The organism is Pseudomonas sp. TE3910 (assembly GCF_056279025.1).
Window position 1 is genome coordinate 318,555 of the sequence record NZ_JBWBQN010000001.1, and the last position, 16,136, is coordinate 334,690.

General features: G+C 59.6%; 12 protein-coding genes. 8 read left to right on the forward strand and 4 right to left on the reverse strand.

Annotation, left to right across the window (positions count from 1 at the left end):
- Positions 1-71 precede the first annotated feature (71 nt).
- Together ACZ9H3_RS01490 and ACZ9H3_RS01495 are read right to left on the reverse strand one after the other, a co-directional pair.
- Complete coding sequence (locus ACZ9H3_RS01490; protein WP_476219149.1) at positions 72-764, reverse strand: ATP-binding protein; 693 nt, start codon at positions 762-764, stop codon at positions 72-74.
- Positions 765-832: 68 nt separating this feature from the next.
- Positions 833-2,170, reverse strand: coding sequence for an AAA family ATPase (locus tag ACZ9H3_RS01495; protein ID WP_476219151.1), 1,338 nt, complete (start codon positions 2,168-2,170; stop codon positions 833-835).
- Positions 2,171-2,373: 203 nt separating this feature from the next.
- Here ACZ9H3_RS01495 and ACZ9H3_RS01500 point away from each other — a divergent pair, with 203 nt between their 5' ends.
- From ACZ9H3_RS01500 to ACZ9H3_RS01510, 3 genes are read left to right on the forward strand one after another with little or no spacing between them, the layout of a single operon-like run.
- Positions 2,374-3,591, forward strand: a complete 1,218-nt coding sequence (locus ACZ9H3_RS01500) for a hypothetical protein (RefSeq protein WP_476219153.1) — start codon at positions 2,374-2,376, stop codon at positions 3,589-3,591.
- The gene (locus ACZ9H3_RS01505) at positions 3,588-5,582 is read left to right on the forward strand and encodes a phospholipase D-like domain-containing protein (protein WP_476219155.1); all 1,995 of its coding nucleotides are present in this window, start codon (positions 3,588-3,590) and stop codon (positions 5,580-5,582) included. Before ACZ9H3_RS01500 ends, ACZ9H3_RS01505 begins: the two co-directional genes overlap by 4 nt.
- Positions 5,566-9,333 (forward strand): DEAD/DEAH box helicase, encoded by a 3,768-nt coding sequence (locus ACZ9H3_RS01510; protein WP_476219157.1) that lies wholly within the window; start codon positions 5,566-5,568, stop codon positions 9,331-9,333. Before ACZ9H3_RS01505 ends, ACZ9H3_RS01510 begins: the two co-directional genes overlap by 17 nt.
- Here ACZ9H3_RS01510 and ACZ9H3_RS01515 read toward each other — a convergent pair whose 3' ends face one another.
- Positions 9,334-10,443: a helix-turn-helix transcriptional regulator gene (locus ACZ9H3_RS01515; RefSeq protein ID WP_313326140.1), complete on the reverse strand. Its 1,110-nt coding sequence runs from the start codon at positions 10,441-10,443 to the stop codon at positions 9,334-9,336.
- 110 nt (positions 10,444-10,553) lie between these two features.
- On the opposite strand from ACZ9H3_RS01515, the gene ACZ9H3_RS01520 reads away from it, so the two are divergent.
- A complete protein-coding gene (locus tag ACZ9H3_RS01520) occupies positions 10,554-11,432 on the forward strand; it encodes a hypothetical protein (protein WP_064590736.1) in 879 nt (292 codons plus the stop codon).
- 19 nt (positions 11,433-11,451) lie between these two features.
- Here the strand turns inward: ACZ9H3_RS01520 and ACZ9H3_RS01525 are convergent, their stop codons facing one another.
- Entirely contained in the window at positions 11,452-12,324 is an 873-nt protein-coding gene (locus tag ACZ9H3_RS01525; RefSeq protein ID WP_064590733.1) for a helix-turn-helix transcriptional regulator, read from the reverse strand.
- A 121-nt stretch (positions 12,325-12,445) separates the two neighbouring features.
- Here ACZ9H3_RS01525 and ACZ9H3_RS01530 point away from each other — a divergent pair, with 121 nt between their 5' ends.
- The 4 genes from ACZ9H3_RS01530 to ACZ9H3_RS01545 all read left to right on the forward strand — a co-directional run bounded on the left by ACZ9H3_RS01530 (position 12,446) and on the right by ACZ9H3_RS01545 (position 16,119).
- Entirely contained in the window at positions 12,446-12,715 is a 270-nt protein-coding gene (locus tag ACZ9H3_RS01530) for a hypothetical protein (RefSeq protein ID WP_064590730.1), read from the forward strand.
- 155 nt (positions 12,716-12,870) lie between these two features.
- Positions 12,871-13,680, forward strand: a complete 810-nt coding sequence (locus ACZ9H3_RS01535; RefSeq protein WP_476219161.1) for a hypothetical protein — start codon at positions 12,871-12,873, stop codon at positions 13,678-13,680.
- The gene (locus ACZ9H3_RS01540) at positions 13,634-14,857 is read left to right on the forward strand and encodes a hypothetical protein (protein WP_476219163.1); all 1,224 of its coding nucleotides are present in this window, start codon (positions 13,634-13,636) and stop codon (positions 14,855-14,857) included. The genes ACZ9H3_RS01535 and ACZ9H3_RS01540 overlap by 47 nt, the downstream gene beginning before the upstream one ends.
- A gap of 320 nt (positions 14,858-15,177) precedes the next feature.
- Positions 15,178-16,119 (forward strand): ATP-binding protein, encoded by a 942-nt coding sequence (locus tag ACZ9H3_RS01545; RefSeq protein WP_476219165.1) that lies wholly within the window; start codon positions 15,178-15,180, stop codon positions 16,117-16,119.
- Positions 16,120-16,136: the final 17 nt, after the last annotated feature.

Below are 16,136 nucleotides of genomic sequence, written 5' to 3' on the forward strand. Positions count from 1 at the left end.
GTGGTGTGAAGGCTGGCCACTGGCTAGCAGTATGACAGGTTATCTGCCTATCGGCGTCGAGAGGACGACCTTTAGTGCGTCCACTGCTGGAAGCCAATAGAGCGTTGCTGGCCGGTGGCCTTCAAGCGGCATTCGGCCAGCAGCGCGGCGGCCAGTTCGTCGGCATTGGCGAACGGTTTGAAACGCGCACGTCGTGCCACCGCTGCAAAATCACCAGGGGTTAGGAATGCTTCGTTGCGCAATCGTCCAGTTGCGCTTTGTTGCGGGTCCTTAAGCGACAGCGCTTTGAGGTGCGCGGCGAATAGGGCCTGGGCCTGGGCTGTATTGAGGTAGCCGAAATGCACCTTTAGGTCGAAGCGCCGCAGAGACGCCTCGTCCAGGTCGCGGATCAGGTTGGTGGAGGCGATGAACAGCCCCTGGTAGCTTTCCATCTGCGTGAGCATTTCATTGACGGCGGCGACCTCCCAGCTTTGCCGAGCCTTGCGCCTGTCCTGCAAAAAGCTGTCAACCTCGTCTAGTAGCAGGACGGCATCTTCCTGTCGGGCGCGCTCGAAGGTGCTCGCCAGATTCTGCTCGGTCATGCCCACGTAGGGCGACACCAGGTCGGATACTCGCTTGACCATCAGCGGCTTGTCCAACGCTTGCGCCAGCCACTGGCCGAACGCGGTCTTGCCGGTTCCGGGCGTGCCGTAGAAGCATAGGCGTGCCTGAGGATGGGCGCGTAGGCCGTCTACCAAACCGTCTAGCGGTTGGTCGGCATTCACCCACTTTGGCGAGTAGAACGTAGGCAGCCCCTGGTCGGTACATTGCAGCTTTTCGAATCCCTGCGCCCTCAACGTGCCGTCGACGATGCAGCGAATAGTACTGTCCAGTACCTTGCTGGCGCGCGGGCCCCCACGCTAAGCCCAACGCGCACGGCGCGCTCTAGTACAGCCGGGGTAATCTGCTCATGGGCGCACAGTTGCTCCACCAAAGCGTCGCTAACCTTGCCACCGCCACATTCACGCAGCATCTGCTTGCGTTGCGCTAAGGGTGGGTTGGGCACTTCAATTACCAGATCGAAGCGCCGTATGTGGGCAGCATCGATCGCTTCGATGCTGTTACTCAGCCAGAAGCATGGCAGAGCGTTTTCTTCGAGCATGCGGTTGATCCAACCTTTTTGCGAGCGGTTACTGACAGCTGCTTCCGCTACCTGGAAGATGTCTTCGATCTCGTCGAGCACCAGCACGGCTCGTTGAGAATGCAGCACGCTGTTGGCTGCGCGCAAGGAGCACAGGCGTTGCTTGGCCGAGACGGGGTCACCGTCGCTGTTGGTGCAGGCGACTTCATAGAGTGCGCTGTCCAGCCGGCTGGCGATTAGGCGCGCCAGTTGCGTCTTGCCAGTGCCGGGAGGGCCGTACAGCAGTACGTTCACGCCGGCTCGCGCCTGGGCAAGGGATTTGCTCAGGTAGCGTTCGGCGATTACCAGTGGCTGCCTGATATGGCTGTAGTGCTCCCAGCTCAAGGTGCCGGGCGGACTGGCGCGGAATGCATAAGCAAACAGGTCCAGTGGCGTCCCTTTGCTGAAACGCAGCAAGCCTGGCAGGTCCGGATTGCTGATCGATAGCATCGAACTGAGCGCCATCGCCGCACGGTTGCTGGAGCTGATATCCAGCAGCCCGGTGCGCATCAGTGTGCTGGCATGCGCAAGGCACGACTCTACCTGTGCAAGGGGCAGGGCCAGCAATACGGACAGCACTTTCAATGCCCGGTTGAAGCCCAGCATGTCCAATCGGTCGGTAGCGTCATTAAGCGTCGGATCGCTGTGCATCAGCACGCAGAAGCCCAGCACCTGTAGCTCGGCATCGGGCAACGCCAGCAAGTCACCCAACGCTTCGAGGTTGCTTGCAGGATTGTCCGGGTATGGGGTGCTTGGGTGATCTTCCGGAAAGCTGCGGGCACATTTTCGTAGCGTCGTCAGGGCTAGGGATGGGTTGTAACGGTCATCGTCTACCCATTGGGTGAGGCCCAGCTCATGGGCCAGGTCATCGTCATTGAAGCCGTGTCGGCCGATGAAAGTGCGATGTCCACCCAGCTCTAGCAAGAGCTGGAAGCTCCACTTGATCGACAGCGCGCAAGTATCTACCGCACGGTAGCTGCCGTTTGCGAAAGGGTTTAGACGGGCGGCCATACTGATCTCCTCTTGCTGTAGAGCCGTTAGCTTGGTGTAGAGGGTAGTCAGAATGTGTCGTCTCTATCGCCGCCAGCGAAAAAGATGGCATATTGCCTGTATTTTTGATTTGGTCAGTCCAATGGTTGCAGACCACGACGTAGATTGTCGGGATCAGATGCAATGATTGCCATGCGTTGGGTCTTTCTCAAGGATGTGTGTTGATGCTTACCGTTCTATCCCTGCTCGATGACAGGTTGCGTCCGAAGGGATCCAGAGACCCCTTGGCCATCGAGTCCATCTGGAGCGCTGTGGGGCGCAAGCTAGTAGGTAACCTGACCACGGTGACCAGTCGCGCTGACCATTTCATTGTGGCTCTCCTGGCCTGCCGTTATGCCCATGAAGGTTCCAGATCCCGCTCCCTCGACGGTGTACAGGAACGTTATGCCAGGGCCGAGCAACTGGCCGCCTACCTGCGACTGGAAGCCTCTTTGGAGGCCAGTCTGTTGGGTCGCCAGCTAGCCGTTGCCAATTTCAGGCGCGACTCGATGGCGCTGGGCATGCACAAGAAAGCCCAAATCCTCAGCAATCAACTCAGCTACGGGCTATGGGGACTGTACTCCTCGGCATTGCAGGAAGCCGGCCTGATCAAGGGGAGCGACAGGCGCTTGACCAGCGCAGGGATCGCCCTGACGGATGCCTTGCTGGAGACATTTGGCCTATCGCAGTGGCAGCGTTTCGGCGAGTTGGCGACTCAGGGTACGGTAAGAAAGGAGCAGTTGTCGCAACTGGCTCGCCGCTTTGCGGCCCTGTTCAATGACCAGGGCATGCGTAAAAAACTGGTGTCGGCGCTGCTGCGGTATGCCGGCGCGCGGCCCTTGCAAGTGGCGTTGTATGAGGCGGTTCAGCACTGGTTGGCCGTTTCCGCTGAGCCATCTGCATCCGTTCGCTCATTCGCCCGGTGGGCGGTGGACGCCCATCAGGTCGATGCACAGGTGCAGGACGTCTTGAAGCAAATCCTGTTGTTGCAACCGGTATTGGTATTCGCCAACACCGTGGTCGTCTGGTTGCAAAGGCAGAACGGGCGAGCCCGCAGTGAACTGATCAACGACCTACACTCGCGGCTGGGTGAGCCATTTCTCCACCCGGGTTGGGACCGGCCCGGTTTGCCTCATGCCGGCTTCCTCCATGATTTGACCGATGCCGCCAATGACGGGGATGCGGGTCAGGTCATCGACCAGCTCATGGCTCAGAACGCGGCCGTGACGGGCGCACGAGGCGGTGCGGCCTGGCTTCATTGGGAGGGCGACAGGCTCAGGGTCAGGGTCCCTGTCGATCGCGCCAGCTTGCCTGAGGATCTGGCTGCACATTGTCATGAGGCGTGGGACTACAGCTTTTTCCTCCGCGCCTTCCTCGCCATTGCCAGGGCCGAACACGCATGAAAGCACACACCATCAGTGACGCGTTTCGCAGTTGCATCGGTGAGCGTGAAGTGAGCTTTGCCTTCTTCACGACCTACAGTTTTGAACCAGATTTTTTTGAACTCGAAGTCATTCCCTTGCTCCTGGGCGATCAAGCGCTCTCAAGTCAGGATGACATTCGCTATGTCCAGTTGCAGGCCTTGATGCAGGACAAGGCCCGGCGTTTCGCCGTGGCCCATGACGTGGATGTGTTCAATCCTGCCGCCGGCAGTCGCCTGGAAGTCGACTACTTGCCCATACGGGTCGGCAATGGCTGTCAACATTCTAAGCTGACGATCCTTGTGGTTCAGGGGGAGGATGACGATGCGCCGGTTATCGTATTGGCGGCAGGGTCATTCAATCTGACCAAGGCGGGGTGGTGGGACAACATCGAGGTTGGCCACTTTGTCGAACTTCGGGCGACCCGTGCTCCAGGCAATATCCTTGAGCCGCTGCGTCGTGCATTGCAATTCTTCCAGGCCGCCACACCGACACCGGCTCTAAACGGTATTATCGAGGTGCAGGCAGGGTGGTCGCCGAGTGCCGATGATCCTGACTGCAGCTTTTATTTCTCAGGGGCGGCACCTGAGCGCCTGGCATTTCTCGACTTCATTCATCAGCACCTGCGAGCGCCATCGGCTGCGAAAGCGTCTGGCACGCTGGAAATCATCAGCCCGTTTTTCGGCGAGACGCCCACCTGTGGCAGTACGCAAGAGCTGATGAGAGAGTTTGCGACAGTGCGCCTGTTGCTGCCCTATGACGAAGAGCGGCGTGCGTTGGTCGATCCGGCAGTGTTCAGTGCCTTCCACGTGGATCAATGGTGCGACTGGGCCGGGCATTGGCACAACAGCCACAAGGTGCACGACAAGCCGTTTCGTCGTCTTCACGCCAAGATTTTTCAAGGGCTGGGCAAACGGCCCTGGCAATTCGTCGGTTCGGTGAATTTCAGCCACAAGGCATTTCAGGTAAACGTCGAGTCAGGGTTCCTGCTCCAGGGGCGGGACCTTGTGCCGTTGCTGGCACCTTCGCCGGTCAGCCTCTCGGGGTTTGCGGCCGACCCTGGCCTGCAAACCGCCGAACCACTGGACGGGTTGACGATGCCCGTTTTGCGCCTGGCCTACGACTGGGAAAGTCAGGTGCTGGAGGTTACGGCTCAGCAGTCGATCAGCGGCGATCTGGTGCTTCTGGACAGCTCGCAACGCAGCATCGGCACCCTGGGTTTCGATCGGGCCGGGCAGATAGCGCAGCCGCTGCCGGCGTTACGTGAGCAATTGCAGCGTTCTTCACTGCTCAACGTACGCTGGCAGTCAGGCACCGATCGCGTGGAGCGTTGGCTGATGGTCTCGCAGTACAACATCTACCGTCGTCCCAGCCATTTGCCGGCCATGGACCTGCAAAGCCTGCTGCGTCTGTTCATCGAGATGCGCTTGAGCAAGAAGATCAGCCGGTTTGGCGAGTTGGCCCGGCAGCTGCTCAGCAGGCGTCGCGCCAACGACGTGGTGGATGAACAGTTGTCGGAAATGGTGGATGAGGGGGAGGGCAGGAGCTTTATCTCCGAGTTTTCACAGGTCAACAGTGCATTCTGGCAACTGGAACGCACACTGGCGCTGGCTGAGGCCGAGGGCAATCATAAAAAGCTGGCGTATTACCTCGCAGGCTGTCAGCCCGATTCCTTGCAGGCCATGCTGGACAGCGTGAAGGATGGCGGCGGCGATGAGGAAACGCTGGTTGTGCGCTATTTGACGCTGGTCAGCATGCAGAGCGTGTTGAACCGGTATCCGGAGCACAGTTGCGTGACCCTGGTCAGGGGCGTAGAGGCAGTCATCACCGAGCTGGAAAACGACGAGCTGCTGGGTAACCTCGACGAGGCCGAAGGCAGGCGTTTTCTTGACTGGTTCAGGGCTCAATTTCAGCATCCCTTGAGCGCTGCGAATTCACGCAAGAAGGATGTCTCCCATGCAGCGGATCAATAAGGCCACGGCCGAGGCCGTTATTGATTTTTCAGGCAACAACCGCGACCTCCAGGGGCTGGCCGAGCAGCAGCTGCTGGGCGCCGTCGCCTTGTACAACAAGCTTGCGGACCACCGGGTAGCCTACCTTGCCGATGAGGTCGGCATGGGCAAGACATATATAGGCCTTGGTGTGGCTGCCTTGATGCGGCATTTCAACCCTGGTCTGCGGGTGCTGTACCTGTTGCCGAAAAACAACGTTCGCGACAAATGGATCAAGGATTATCGAGCGTTCGTGCAAAGCAACTATCGGCTCGATGACCTGGCGGTCAAAGGACTGGGCGGCGGTCCGGTCACGCCCTTCAAGGACTGTCGGAACCTGTCCGAGCTGGTGCAGACCGTCGCCAGTGGCAATGAGCGGGATCTGTTCCTCTGCACCTCGATCTTCAGCTTTGCGCTGGGCAACACGGTTGCTCAGGTGCTGAACAGCACCCGGCAGTTCGAAGAATTGATGCCGCAGTATCGGGACCTGATGGCCCCTTTGGTCAGGCAACTGAGGGCTATGAGCGGTAACAGCAAGCCTGCTGAGCTCAAACGCAAGGTCAAGGACGTCTGGATGCAGGCGCTCGGCAAGATGCTGCCGCGCTTCGACCTGGTGGTGGTGGACGAGGCGCACAACCTGCGTGCCGGCCGTGAAAGCAGCGACCGTAACCGCTTGCTGGCGACCTTGCTGGGCGACAACCGGCGGATCAAACGTCTGTTGCTGCTGTCGGCGACGCCATTCGATCGCGACCTGGGTCAGTTGCGTAACCAGCTCGCATTGTTCGGCTTCAATCGCCAGGCAGACCTGCCTCAGGGGAGCGATCCGGCCGAGCCCGACATGCATGCGGCGCTCAGTCGCTTGCTGGTCCGTCGACTCAATACCCTCACCCTCGACCAGGTGGCCCACACGCGCAACATGTATCGCCGCGAGCATCGCAGCGGGGAGGCTGCGCAGGTGAAGTTGACTGTTGCGCAAAAGCTGTTCGCCGCGCTGTTGCAGAAGAAGGTCAGCGAGCATCTGCGGGAGAACTGCTCGAATCGATTTGAGCTGGGGATGCTGGCTTCGTTCGAGAGTTATCTGCCAGGCAAAAAGAACCAGCCCGTGGAGTTCGACGGTCATGAGGCCATCAGCGAAGGCGATTCGTCACGCGATGCGGCAGACCGCAGTGTCGTCGAATACCTGGTGGACGATTACGAGAAGTCCTTCAAGCGCAGGCCGCCGCACCCCAAAATGGACAGCGTGTGCCAGCAGACACACCGGTTGGCGTTTGTCGAAGGCAAGAAACAATTGATTTTCGTCCGCCGTGTACGCAGCGTCTCGGAGCTTAAGTTCAAACTCGAAGAAGCCTACGACCACTGGATCGGTGACTACATCGGCGGCGATGATGCCGTTGCCAGGATTTTCCAGCGATACCGGGCGCGCACAGTCGAACGCAGTCACTCGCTCATTGAGAATGAGGCCGCCGACGGGTTCGAAGCGTCGGCCAGCAGCGACAATTTCTTTACCTGGTTCTATCGAGGACAGAATCCTGAGCTGGACGGCGACAAGGGGCTGGGGCCGTTGCCGTCCTACTTCCGTAGCACGCTGTTGCAAAGCCGCTTGTTCGAGGCGAACTGGGTCTCCCTGCCGGGCATGCCAGCGGTGAACTCGTTGACTATCGACTGGGGCGTGATTGGCAAGAGCGAGTCGGTTGCCAGCCCTGGCCAGCGTTATCGACTGGCGCAGTATGCGTATCTGCGGGCCGTCGCCGAGGGAGGGGACGGGGCTGCGACGGTCGCAAGGCACGTGCTGAATGTACTGTTCGAAGGGTTTCAGGCCATGTGCGACCTCGCTGAGCCTTCAGCGCTTGCCCGTGAGCTTGCGCGTTCAACGCTCTGGGACAGCCTGCGAGGCTATGACGAGCTCAGGGGCCTGGCGCCGCAATGGAGCGCCGAGACATTCACCCAACTGGCCACGTTGAACAGTGGTGAGGTCGACCGGCTACTACGAAGGCTGAGTACCCACCAGGAACTGCTGGGGGTGCTATGCCGTGTGGATCATCCTTTCATCGACCTGTATTCACTCAGGCACGCTCGCAGGGAACGGGACGGTGATGCAGATGGTTCGTTCATCGCGGCACTGGCCGGGCTGTTGACGGTTCAACAGGCAGACCACACCCCGTTCAGCAGCTACCAGATACTGCGCGACACCGCCCAGAACCTGGACCTGTTGATCAAGCTCAATTTTCCTGAGGTGTACTCCAGGCCGGTGAGCGGCCTGACCAAGTACCTGGCCAGCCAGGTCCGTTCCACATCACCCATTCGCGGTGCGACCGGTGAGAACAGCGGCAGCCGTACAGCGATTGCCGCGCTGTTCCGCATGCCGGGTTATCCCCGAGTGCTGGTATCTACCGATGTCTTTCAGGAAGGTGAAGACCTGCATACCTTCTGCGACAGCGTCGTCCACTACGGTATTTCATCCAGCCCTATCGCCCTAGAGCAAAAGGTCGGTCGTGTTGACCGGGTCGGCTCGCTGGCGCATCGACGCATGCATTCGGCCGGTGCCGGTTATGCCGAGCATTTCATTCAGGTCGGCTTTCCGCACATCCGTCAAAGCATGGAGTTCTATCAAGTGCGTCAGGCTGCCGCCAACATGAACGCCTTCATTCAAACGCTGCATGCCGTGGGCCAACAAGGTCCGTGCTTCAAGCGCGAGCTGGAGCTGCATGAAGAGGTGGTGGACCAGGCCCCCGTGCAGCCGCAGATCCTTGATTTTCTGACCAGCCATTATGAAATCACGGACAATGATATTCAGGGAGATGACTGCAGTCGGGCAATAAGCAACCAGGCCGATGCCATGAAGCGGCGCCTGGCTCATGTCAAAACCCAGTTGGGGGCCACGCTCAGGGATCTGACGGGTGATCCGCAGCTGTTCGTGAGGGAGGCTGGCGACGGGTGGCACTTGTCCACGACGGGTCTCAAGCCCCCACACGCTGGCGTGCCGTGCGTCACGGTGCGCAGCGCCGTTGGCATGGCTGAATTGCTGGTATCGGCGACCTTGCCCGGTGAGATCGAAGACCCGGGCGATATCGACAGCCCCATCGGGCGTGTGCGCTTTGTTCAGGCACTGCAGGCCGATCCGTTCAGGCGCCTGTCGCAGGTTCCGGGCACCGACAGCTCAAGGCGACTGGCGGTGCAGTACAGCGTCGACAATTACGCGGGCAGCGACGGTGTGCTGATTGGCGACGAAATTTTTGACGTCTATCAGCGTGCCTCAGGTACGCGGCCTGCGTCCAGTAAATGCCCCGAGCAAACGGTGCTGCGTGTCCACGAGATGGTGGACAGGCTGGTACATGACACGGAGCGCATGAGTGTGCGGCGTCTATCGACCTGGCGGTTTGAGTTCTGTTTCAAGCTGGAGGGGCGATACCAATTGGTCCGATGGGGGGTCAAGGGGCAGTACGTGATGTTCAGCGCCAAGGTGATCAACCGTAAATGGACCCGAAAACTGGCCACGTTCAAACGGTTCAGTCAGTCCCCCCTGGTTGAGCACACGCTGGGTCGCAACGCCCGTTTTGAACTTGTGGACTTTCATGTCGACCAGGATGAGGAGCTGAGCGTACGCGCGTGCCACCCGGTGCAACACCTCAATGAAGAAGAGCTGATGTACATCGCCCATCAGGTCGCGTCCCAGGCCGACAGGCTGAAGCACATACTGATGGGGCGGGAAGGGGACATCGGCGGCGACGACTGATCAGTGCGAGTGGCTTTCGTGCGCCGGGCGTTCGTATTGGTCCAGTGCATTGCGCAGTGTCTTGTACACCTCGGTACGAAGTTGAGCGGGAGCCAGCACCTCGATGTCTGCCGCATTGCTGAGCAGGAACAGGCGTAGCCCTTGGGTGTCGTCCAGCCGGCACGTCAATATCCATCCCTGTTGATCCTGCGTCATGACCTGACTGACAGACAATGGGTTCTCGGTGAGCCGGTTGTGGAGATTGGGGCTCAACCTGAGTTTCAGGTCGACAGGCCCGTCGCCATGGATCGTCATCAGGTCCCGCTGTGCTTCCGTTGACTGGGGATCGTAGCCCGGTGGTTCGGCGATGCTGGCCACCGTCGTGCGGACGCTGACCACGCGGTGGAGCATGAGTGCGCAGGTGGTGCCTGGCCCGTTGCTGCTGTACTTGCCACGAGGGGCTCCCGCTTCAGGCGTTTTGTTTTCTGGCCACTCCTCGCTGTCGACGTATGCCGTCAGGTAGACGTTCGAGTCCTGGTAGGAGAGCGTCAACGGCTTGAGCAGGTAGGTGCAGGTTACGTCGCCGGCTTCTCGTGGCCTGTAGACCAGCTCCAGAGACTCGTCATTCCTCATGGCATTCTGGATGGTCTCGAGGTGTTCGGTGTTGTAGTCCCCCGGATTGAGCACGGTAAACCGGGTTCCTGTCCTGATACGTCCTTCGGCCAGCAGGTTGCGTCTGGCGCCGGCAACGACCGAGTCGGCGGCGTAGTTGCGCAACGTGGCCAACTCGCCCAGCGCAGCACTAAATCCGAAGCGTTCTGCATGCTGGAAGATGGCGGTGAGCGTCATGGACTCTGCAGGCGAAAGGACCAGGTCGAGGCTCGCGCCGTTGAGCTTCCAGTAGCGGGCCCTGAGGTCTTTTCTCCCTTTCGTGACCTCCGTTATCACTTTCTGCCTGGCCAGGGCTTCAAGGTCACGGCGGGTTGTCCTGCTGCAGTACTGCGGATAGGACGCTTCCAGGGCCGCATGAATCTTCTTGGTCGTCAGTTCGCCCCCGGCACGATGAAGAATATCCCTGATGAATTTGCGGCGTTTCTCGCGATTGGGTGCGGTGTATTTGGCGGCAGCCAATGGAATTTTCCTCGCGGGCAAAATACGGACAAAATAGTGTCGTATCGGTAGATACCATTCTTCTCGCTGGCACGCAATTCTGCGCTGAGCGCCAGCCCACAGGAGTAATGATGAAAGCCAAACAAGCCCACGCCACCCTTCCTCACGTCCCTGAATTCATAGGCTGGCTCGCGACCGAACTGGACTCCCCGACCCTGGCCAAGCATGCGTACGTCGATCGCCGCACGGGCAACGAATGGTCCTGCGACAGCCTCTACGGTGCCTACCAGGCCTACGCCTGGAATCATCCTGGCAACGCCCGTCTTTCGTTCAATCCTGGCGTGGACTCGGTCAGTAACTCGAATGCACTGGAGGCTTTGCGCCGCGATCTGCTAGCCGCTGGCAGCGACGATGATCTGATGCTGCAAAGTGCACTCGATGTCATGGCCTGGGGCGGTGTCACGGCACGCAACGCCCAGTGGCTCAAGGAAAACAAGGCTGGGCTGGGGCGCATGGTGCAGGATGTGAAAGCAGCGTTGATCAAGAAGGACCCCGATGCCCCGATCCTTCGCGCCAAAACCCTGCGGTTCAACTCCGGGATGACCAAGATCTACTCGCTCGTGTGCCCTGATTTTGTGATCTACGACAGTCGCGTGGCCGCGGGCCTGGGCATGCTGGTCGTGCAGTACTGCAAAGCGAAGGGGCTTACCAAGGTGCCGGCGGGTCTGAATTTCCCTTGGGCAGCGGCAAAAGAGGGGGCTAATACGGTTACCCCGAAGAACCGTAACCCCAGCGTCGGAACGCTTCAGTTCCAGCGGCTTCGCTCGGGTTCGCACCATGCGCGCTGGAACATGAATGCCAGCTGGATTTTGAGCCAGGTTGCCTGCCATGTGCTCAACGCCGGCAACCCGTTCCGCGTTGGCGCGACGTCTGCCCAGACCTTGCGTGCCATCGAACAGGCGCTGTTCATGATCGGTTATGACCTGGGGGCTGCCACGGCTGCCGAGTGAGCGAAGCGTGCTGTTCGGTTCAGTCATATAACCAGGCTTTGAGCTCAGCAAGATTCTTCACCATGATCTGCTGGGCTTCCGGTTTCGGGTCCAGGTTCTTGGGGTCGATCTGATACCGCTGCAAAACGTACTTCACCAGGGCCTGGCGGGTCACGATCTCCAGCCGACCATCTTCCATGCCGTAGTCATGGTGAATGATCGCCTTCTGTGCCTCGCCCAGGCGTGAGTCCGGTTCAATGATCACTGACACTTCGGTATTCCAGGCCTGGTCCTTTGCGATGTCATTTCCGTTGCTCTCCAGCAGCCCGGGCTCTCCTCGCATACGGCTGAGCACGAAGTCGCGATAGGCCCCGTTCTTCTCGCAGTAAGCGCGAACATGCCAGCGCATTCCGGTGTACACCAGCGTGTGCGGCTCGATGATCCGCGTTTCCGGCTTGGGATTGGCAAGCGAGACGTACTCCATCTCAAGGCGCAGGCCTTCCCGACAGGCTTTGAGCAGCGGCCGCAAAATCTCGGGTTGAACACTGCGATCGGGCACCTGAAGCACGAGGGTATGGGCATACGCCAGCTTCAGTCCTTCGACGTGTGGCGCTCGCTCGTTGTTCTGTGAAAGCAGGTCGAGGTAGGCGCTTGCACTGCGGTCGATGAAGCACGGCTTGAACGAGCGCGTCGGCACGTACCCCTTGATCTGCTTGTCATATGTCAAGTTTCTTGACGCATGCTCGGTGATGTAGGTGTTGATGTCTTTCGAGGCTTGCTGGCGGCTGATACCGAAGCTCTGCATCAAGTGACCCGTGGTCAACCGGCCCTCCCACCAGGCCACGGTCTCGATCAAGCGATAGCGAAGTGCCAGGTCCCAGCGGACCTGCGAGATGGATTGTTTGCGTTTCATGGCGCCTCCGTGTGAGCGAATACTTTACCTGTACAAGTCCACACTATAGACCTGTCGTTAAAAGCGACATATCGTTTTTGTGGTGTTTATTGCAAATGGCCACATGAAGGGGTGGTGAGATATGGATATGTATGACTGGGTGGCAGTGGGTGCGCTGGTACTGATGGGCGGGATCTTGCTGACGCTGCTGGTGCAGTACCTGCGGTTGCAGGAGATCTGGCAGACCGTCGGAAAGTGCCGGGAGTCGATGCGCTGGGCACGGATCTGTGAAAGTGAAAACCGGGAGCTCAAGAGAAGCCTGCGCGTCCAGCAACGGCTCAATGCCCACCTCCTGCAGCGCATGCGAGCCCTGCAAGGTACTGCGCCCAGGCTGCCCAGCAAGCTGCGATGAACAGGCAAGCCGGGCGCCGGCTAGAAACGAACGCTCGTGAAGGCACCGACTGACAGGGGTGATTGGCTAAAGTTTTGCGACGTGGCGCCGATAGCGAGCCGAGAAGCTATGACTGCTGGCAGCGGCTTGCCTGGACGGATTTCGAGGGATGGTTGATGGAACGCGAAATTGATATCAATGGGGACACTGAGCTTTTGCAGCTGCTTAGTGACGCAGATCCAGCTGATGTGTCCGCTTTAGTCGACTTCTTGACCGACTCGGGCAAGGGGCGGTTGTCGATGGCAAGTGAAGTGCGCGAAGCTCTTGAGTCGGCGAAAAAGAAGAGCAAGTTTTCCAGAGGTGTACTGTTGCTGCTGATTCGTGAGCTTCAGCATTATGGCGGCAATAGCATCGTCAACCTGTTCCGTCGCAACGGTGTGCCCTATGCCGAGATTGTCGCCGACGTGCTTAGCCATGTGGGTGGGACGAGCAGTAAGGACGAGCCGGTGGCGAGCCTTGAGCTCAAGGTGCTGGAGAAGTTGCTCTCCCAGGCCTGGGAGAAAATGTCGCCGCAAGAGCAGGCCGATTTCTCCAAGGGCTTCCAGAACGAGACAGGTGTGCTAGGCGTATCGTTCGCCGCGATTCAGGCAGCCATACGACGGGGTGGGCCTGCCGCCGTACAGGCCGCGCTTCTGGCAAACAATGCGTTCGCCCGGTTGGCAATGGGCGGCGCTTTGGCTGCTGGTGCCAATATCATCGCGGGGCGGGCAGCCGGGGTGGCATTTGGCCCTGTGGGTGTGGCACTGACGGGTATTGCGGGGGCTCACACCCTGGCGAGCCAGGCCTACCGGGTAACGGTGCCTTGCGTCGTGCAGATCGCCTACATCCGGCAGAAGAGCGCGCTGGTCACTTGTTCCGCCTGTAAGGCGCGCAGTACGCGTGGCACCCGATTCTGCGGCGAATGTGGTGCGGCGTTGGCGCAATGAAAAATTCAATCTGAATCTGGAGCCCGTGATGGAAAACAACCTCCCAGTACCCAGCGCCGCCAAGAGCGAGCAAGCGACCTGGTTGATCGGACGATCTGCCGAGCAGCCCCTGATGAGTGTCCAGCTTGCGACGGAGCAACTCGTTCCCGCTGGCGCCAATAAGGTCGATGCTGCCAGCTTGGGCATCGACCGATTGGGTCCATTGCTGCAAACACTGCCCAATCTGATTGTCGCCAAAGACGTTGCCCAGTCTCGTTATATGCAGGTGGTCATCGATGGCCCTCTCGCCTCGGTCGCCAACGGCGACGGCTATCGCGCTTTCTCAATCCAGGGCGGAAGGATCCGCGAGCATGCGACCTTGTTCGAACCCGAACGGCTCAAGCAATTGGTCAGCTCTGCTGCGATGTTCCAGATCGCGTCTGCAGTCGTGGCGCAAAAGCATCTGGCCGATATCAGTGCCAAGCTCAGCGAGATCCAGGCGGGGGTGGAGGGCATTGCCAGGTTTCAGGTCGAGGAGCGCAAGTCCAAGGTCAAAGGAGCGCTGAACTACCTCGGGCAAGTCACGCCTTTGGTGCTGGCCGGCGAGTTGAACCCCGCGATCAGGCAGAAGCTGGAAGATATCGAAGTGGATCTGGGCGCGATCCATGATCACTTGGAGGGCGAGCTGGTGGCGCTGGCCAAGCGAGCTGCGGAGCACAAAGCGCCGGGTCTTTTCGAAACCACGGCGGGATTGACGGCAGCCTTGAAAAAGATGCAGAGCGAATCCGATGAGCGAGCAGAGGAGTGGAAGCTGTGTATGGGAACCCGGTTGGTGGCCTGCCGGCTGTTGGGCTCATTCCCTGGAGAAGCTGCCGTGGTTAAACAGCGTCAGGCGACGCTCGACAGGGTGGCGGCTGACTTCCTGGGGGCGCGTGGGCACTTGTCCACCTTCAAGGGCGCTGTCGAGGACCGAGTCAACAAACTCTCCTCTTACCTGGACTCCCAGTCCACGATCCAGGCAAACCGCTTGTCCTTGAGGGAGTGGGAGGAGGAGACGCTGCCCGTGTTCATGGCGAGCGCAAAAAGCGATATCGGGAAGATGCAGCAATTGCTGGTCGAGCAGCGATCGCCCGTTATGTTGACGATAGAGATGCGAGGTAACGAGGTGGTTGGAGCTTATCAAGCCTCTGCCACGTGACAACTGAGCGGCAGTAGCAAATGGCTATTAATCATAGTAGTCTCGCCAGCACTTTGATGTCAAAGCGCCGTACTGTCTGAAGGCTTCACGGATGAACATGCATTGGATGCGTCAGCGAGGTGCTTTGGTAGTCATGTCCTGGGCCACCGAACGTTCCGGCTTCAATTGTCCGGCATCAGCCCTGGATACCTTCGGCCTCACCAGCGGACCGCCCTCTGGCGCCTTCTGCGTTCAGCTCATCGCCTCTTCATCATCCGCGCGCGGTTTCAGTCGGTAGAACGACCGTCTCCACGCGCCCCCATGTCTCACAGGCTAACTCCATGAACGATAACGCTCCTGGCCAGAATCCGGCGCCACCACGCGTGGCCGATCCCGCTAGCAACGCCCCGACCTTCACGCTCAGGCCAACACGTTTCACGTTGAACGATGATCTGGTGCTGTCGGCCAGGACACGTCTGCAACTGGACGAGTGCCTGGCGCGCCTACGCTTTCATCGCACGATCTACCAGGACTGGGGCTTCGCTGCCGTCGATCCGATGGGCATGACCGCCATCCTCAACTTCTATGGCCCGCCCGGTACCGGAAAAACCCTGTGCGCCGAGGCCCTGGCCGGTCAGCTCGGGTTGCCGTTCATGGCGCTGGGAATTGCCGAACTGGAAAGCAAGTTCATGGGCGACACCGCGCGCAATATCCAGGCAGCGTTCGCCCAGGCGACCGAGACAGGCGCGCTGTTGTTCTTCGATGAAGCCGATACCTTGCTCGGCAAGCGCTTGTCTTCGGTCACCCAGGGGGTCGACAACGAGGTCAATGCCATGCGCTCGACACTGCTGATCGAGCTCGAGCGGTATGAAGGGATTGTGGTCTTCGCCACCAATTTTGCCGGCAACTACGATGAAGCGTTTCGCAGCCGGATCGGCTATCACATTGAGTTCAGTCTGCCCGACCTGGCTGCCCGCGAGCAGCTGTGGTCGCGCTTTCTGGTCGAGCAGATTCCCCTGGGCTCGCCGCGCGATCTGCTGTTGACCGAAGCGGCCATACAATCGGAAGGGCTGTCGGGTCGAGAGATCCGCACCTGCATGCGCCTGGCGCTGCCCAAGGCCTTGCTGACGGCTGAGCAGCAAGGCAGCAAGGCCCAGTTGCAGATGGCCCATATCCAGCTGGCCATCGACGAAGTACAGACCGCCCAGCGGCAGGTCGCCACCCACACCAACCATGCCACCAAGGATGCCAAGCGGGCCAAGGCCCTGCTGGGTATCGACTGACGACATTACGAGGACTG

Excerpts from the sequence above, each read along its gene's own strand:
- ACZ9H3_RS01495 (WP_476219151.1), bottom strand. The coding sequence starts at position 2,170 with ATGGCCGCCCGTCTAAACCCTTTCGCAAACGGCAGCTACCGTGCGGTA.
- ACZ9H3_RS01535 (WP_476219161.1), top strand. The coding sequence starts at position 12,871 with ATGGAACGCGAAATTGATATCAATGGGGACACTGAGCTTTTGCAGCTG.
- ACZ9H3_RS01520 (WP_064590736.1), top strand. The coding sequence starts at position 10,554 with ATGAAAGCCAAACAAGCCCACGCCACCCTTCCTCACGTCCCTGAATTC.
- ACZ9H3_RS01530 (WP_064590730.1), top strand. The coding sequence starts at position 12,446 with ATGGATATGTATGACTGGGTGGCAGTGGGTGCGCTGGTACTGATGGGC.
- ACZ9H3_RS01505 (WP_476219155.1), top strand. The coding sequence starts at position 3,588 with ATGAAAGCACACACCATCAGTGACGCGTTTCGCAGTTGCATCGGTGAG.
- ACZ9H3_RS01525 (WP_064590733.1), bottom strand. The coding sequence starts at position 12,324 with ATGAAACGCAAACAATCCATCTCGCAGGTCCGCTGGGACCTGGCACTT.
- ACZ9H3_RS01510 (WP_476219157.1), top strand. The coding sequence starts at position 5,566 with ATGCAGCGGATCAATAAGGCCACGGCCGAGGCCGTTATTGATTTTTCA.
- ACZ9H3_RS01500 (WP_476219153.1), top strand. The coding sequence starts at position 2,374 with ATGCTTACCGTTCTATCCCTGCTCGATGACAGGTTGCGTCCGAAGGGA.
- ACZ9H3_RS01545 (WP_476219165.1), top strand. The coding sequence starts at position 15,178 with ATGAACGATAACGCTCCTGGCCAGAATCCGGCGCCACCACGCGTGGCC.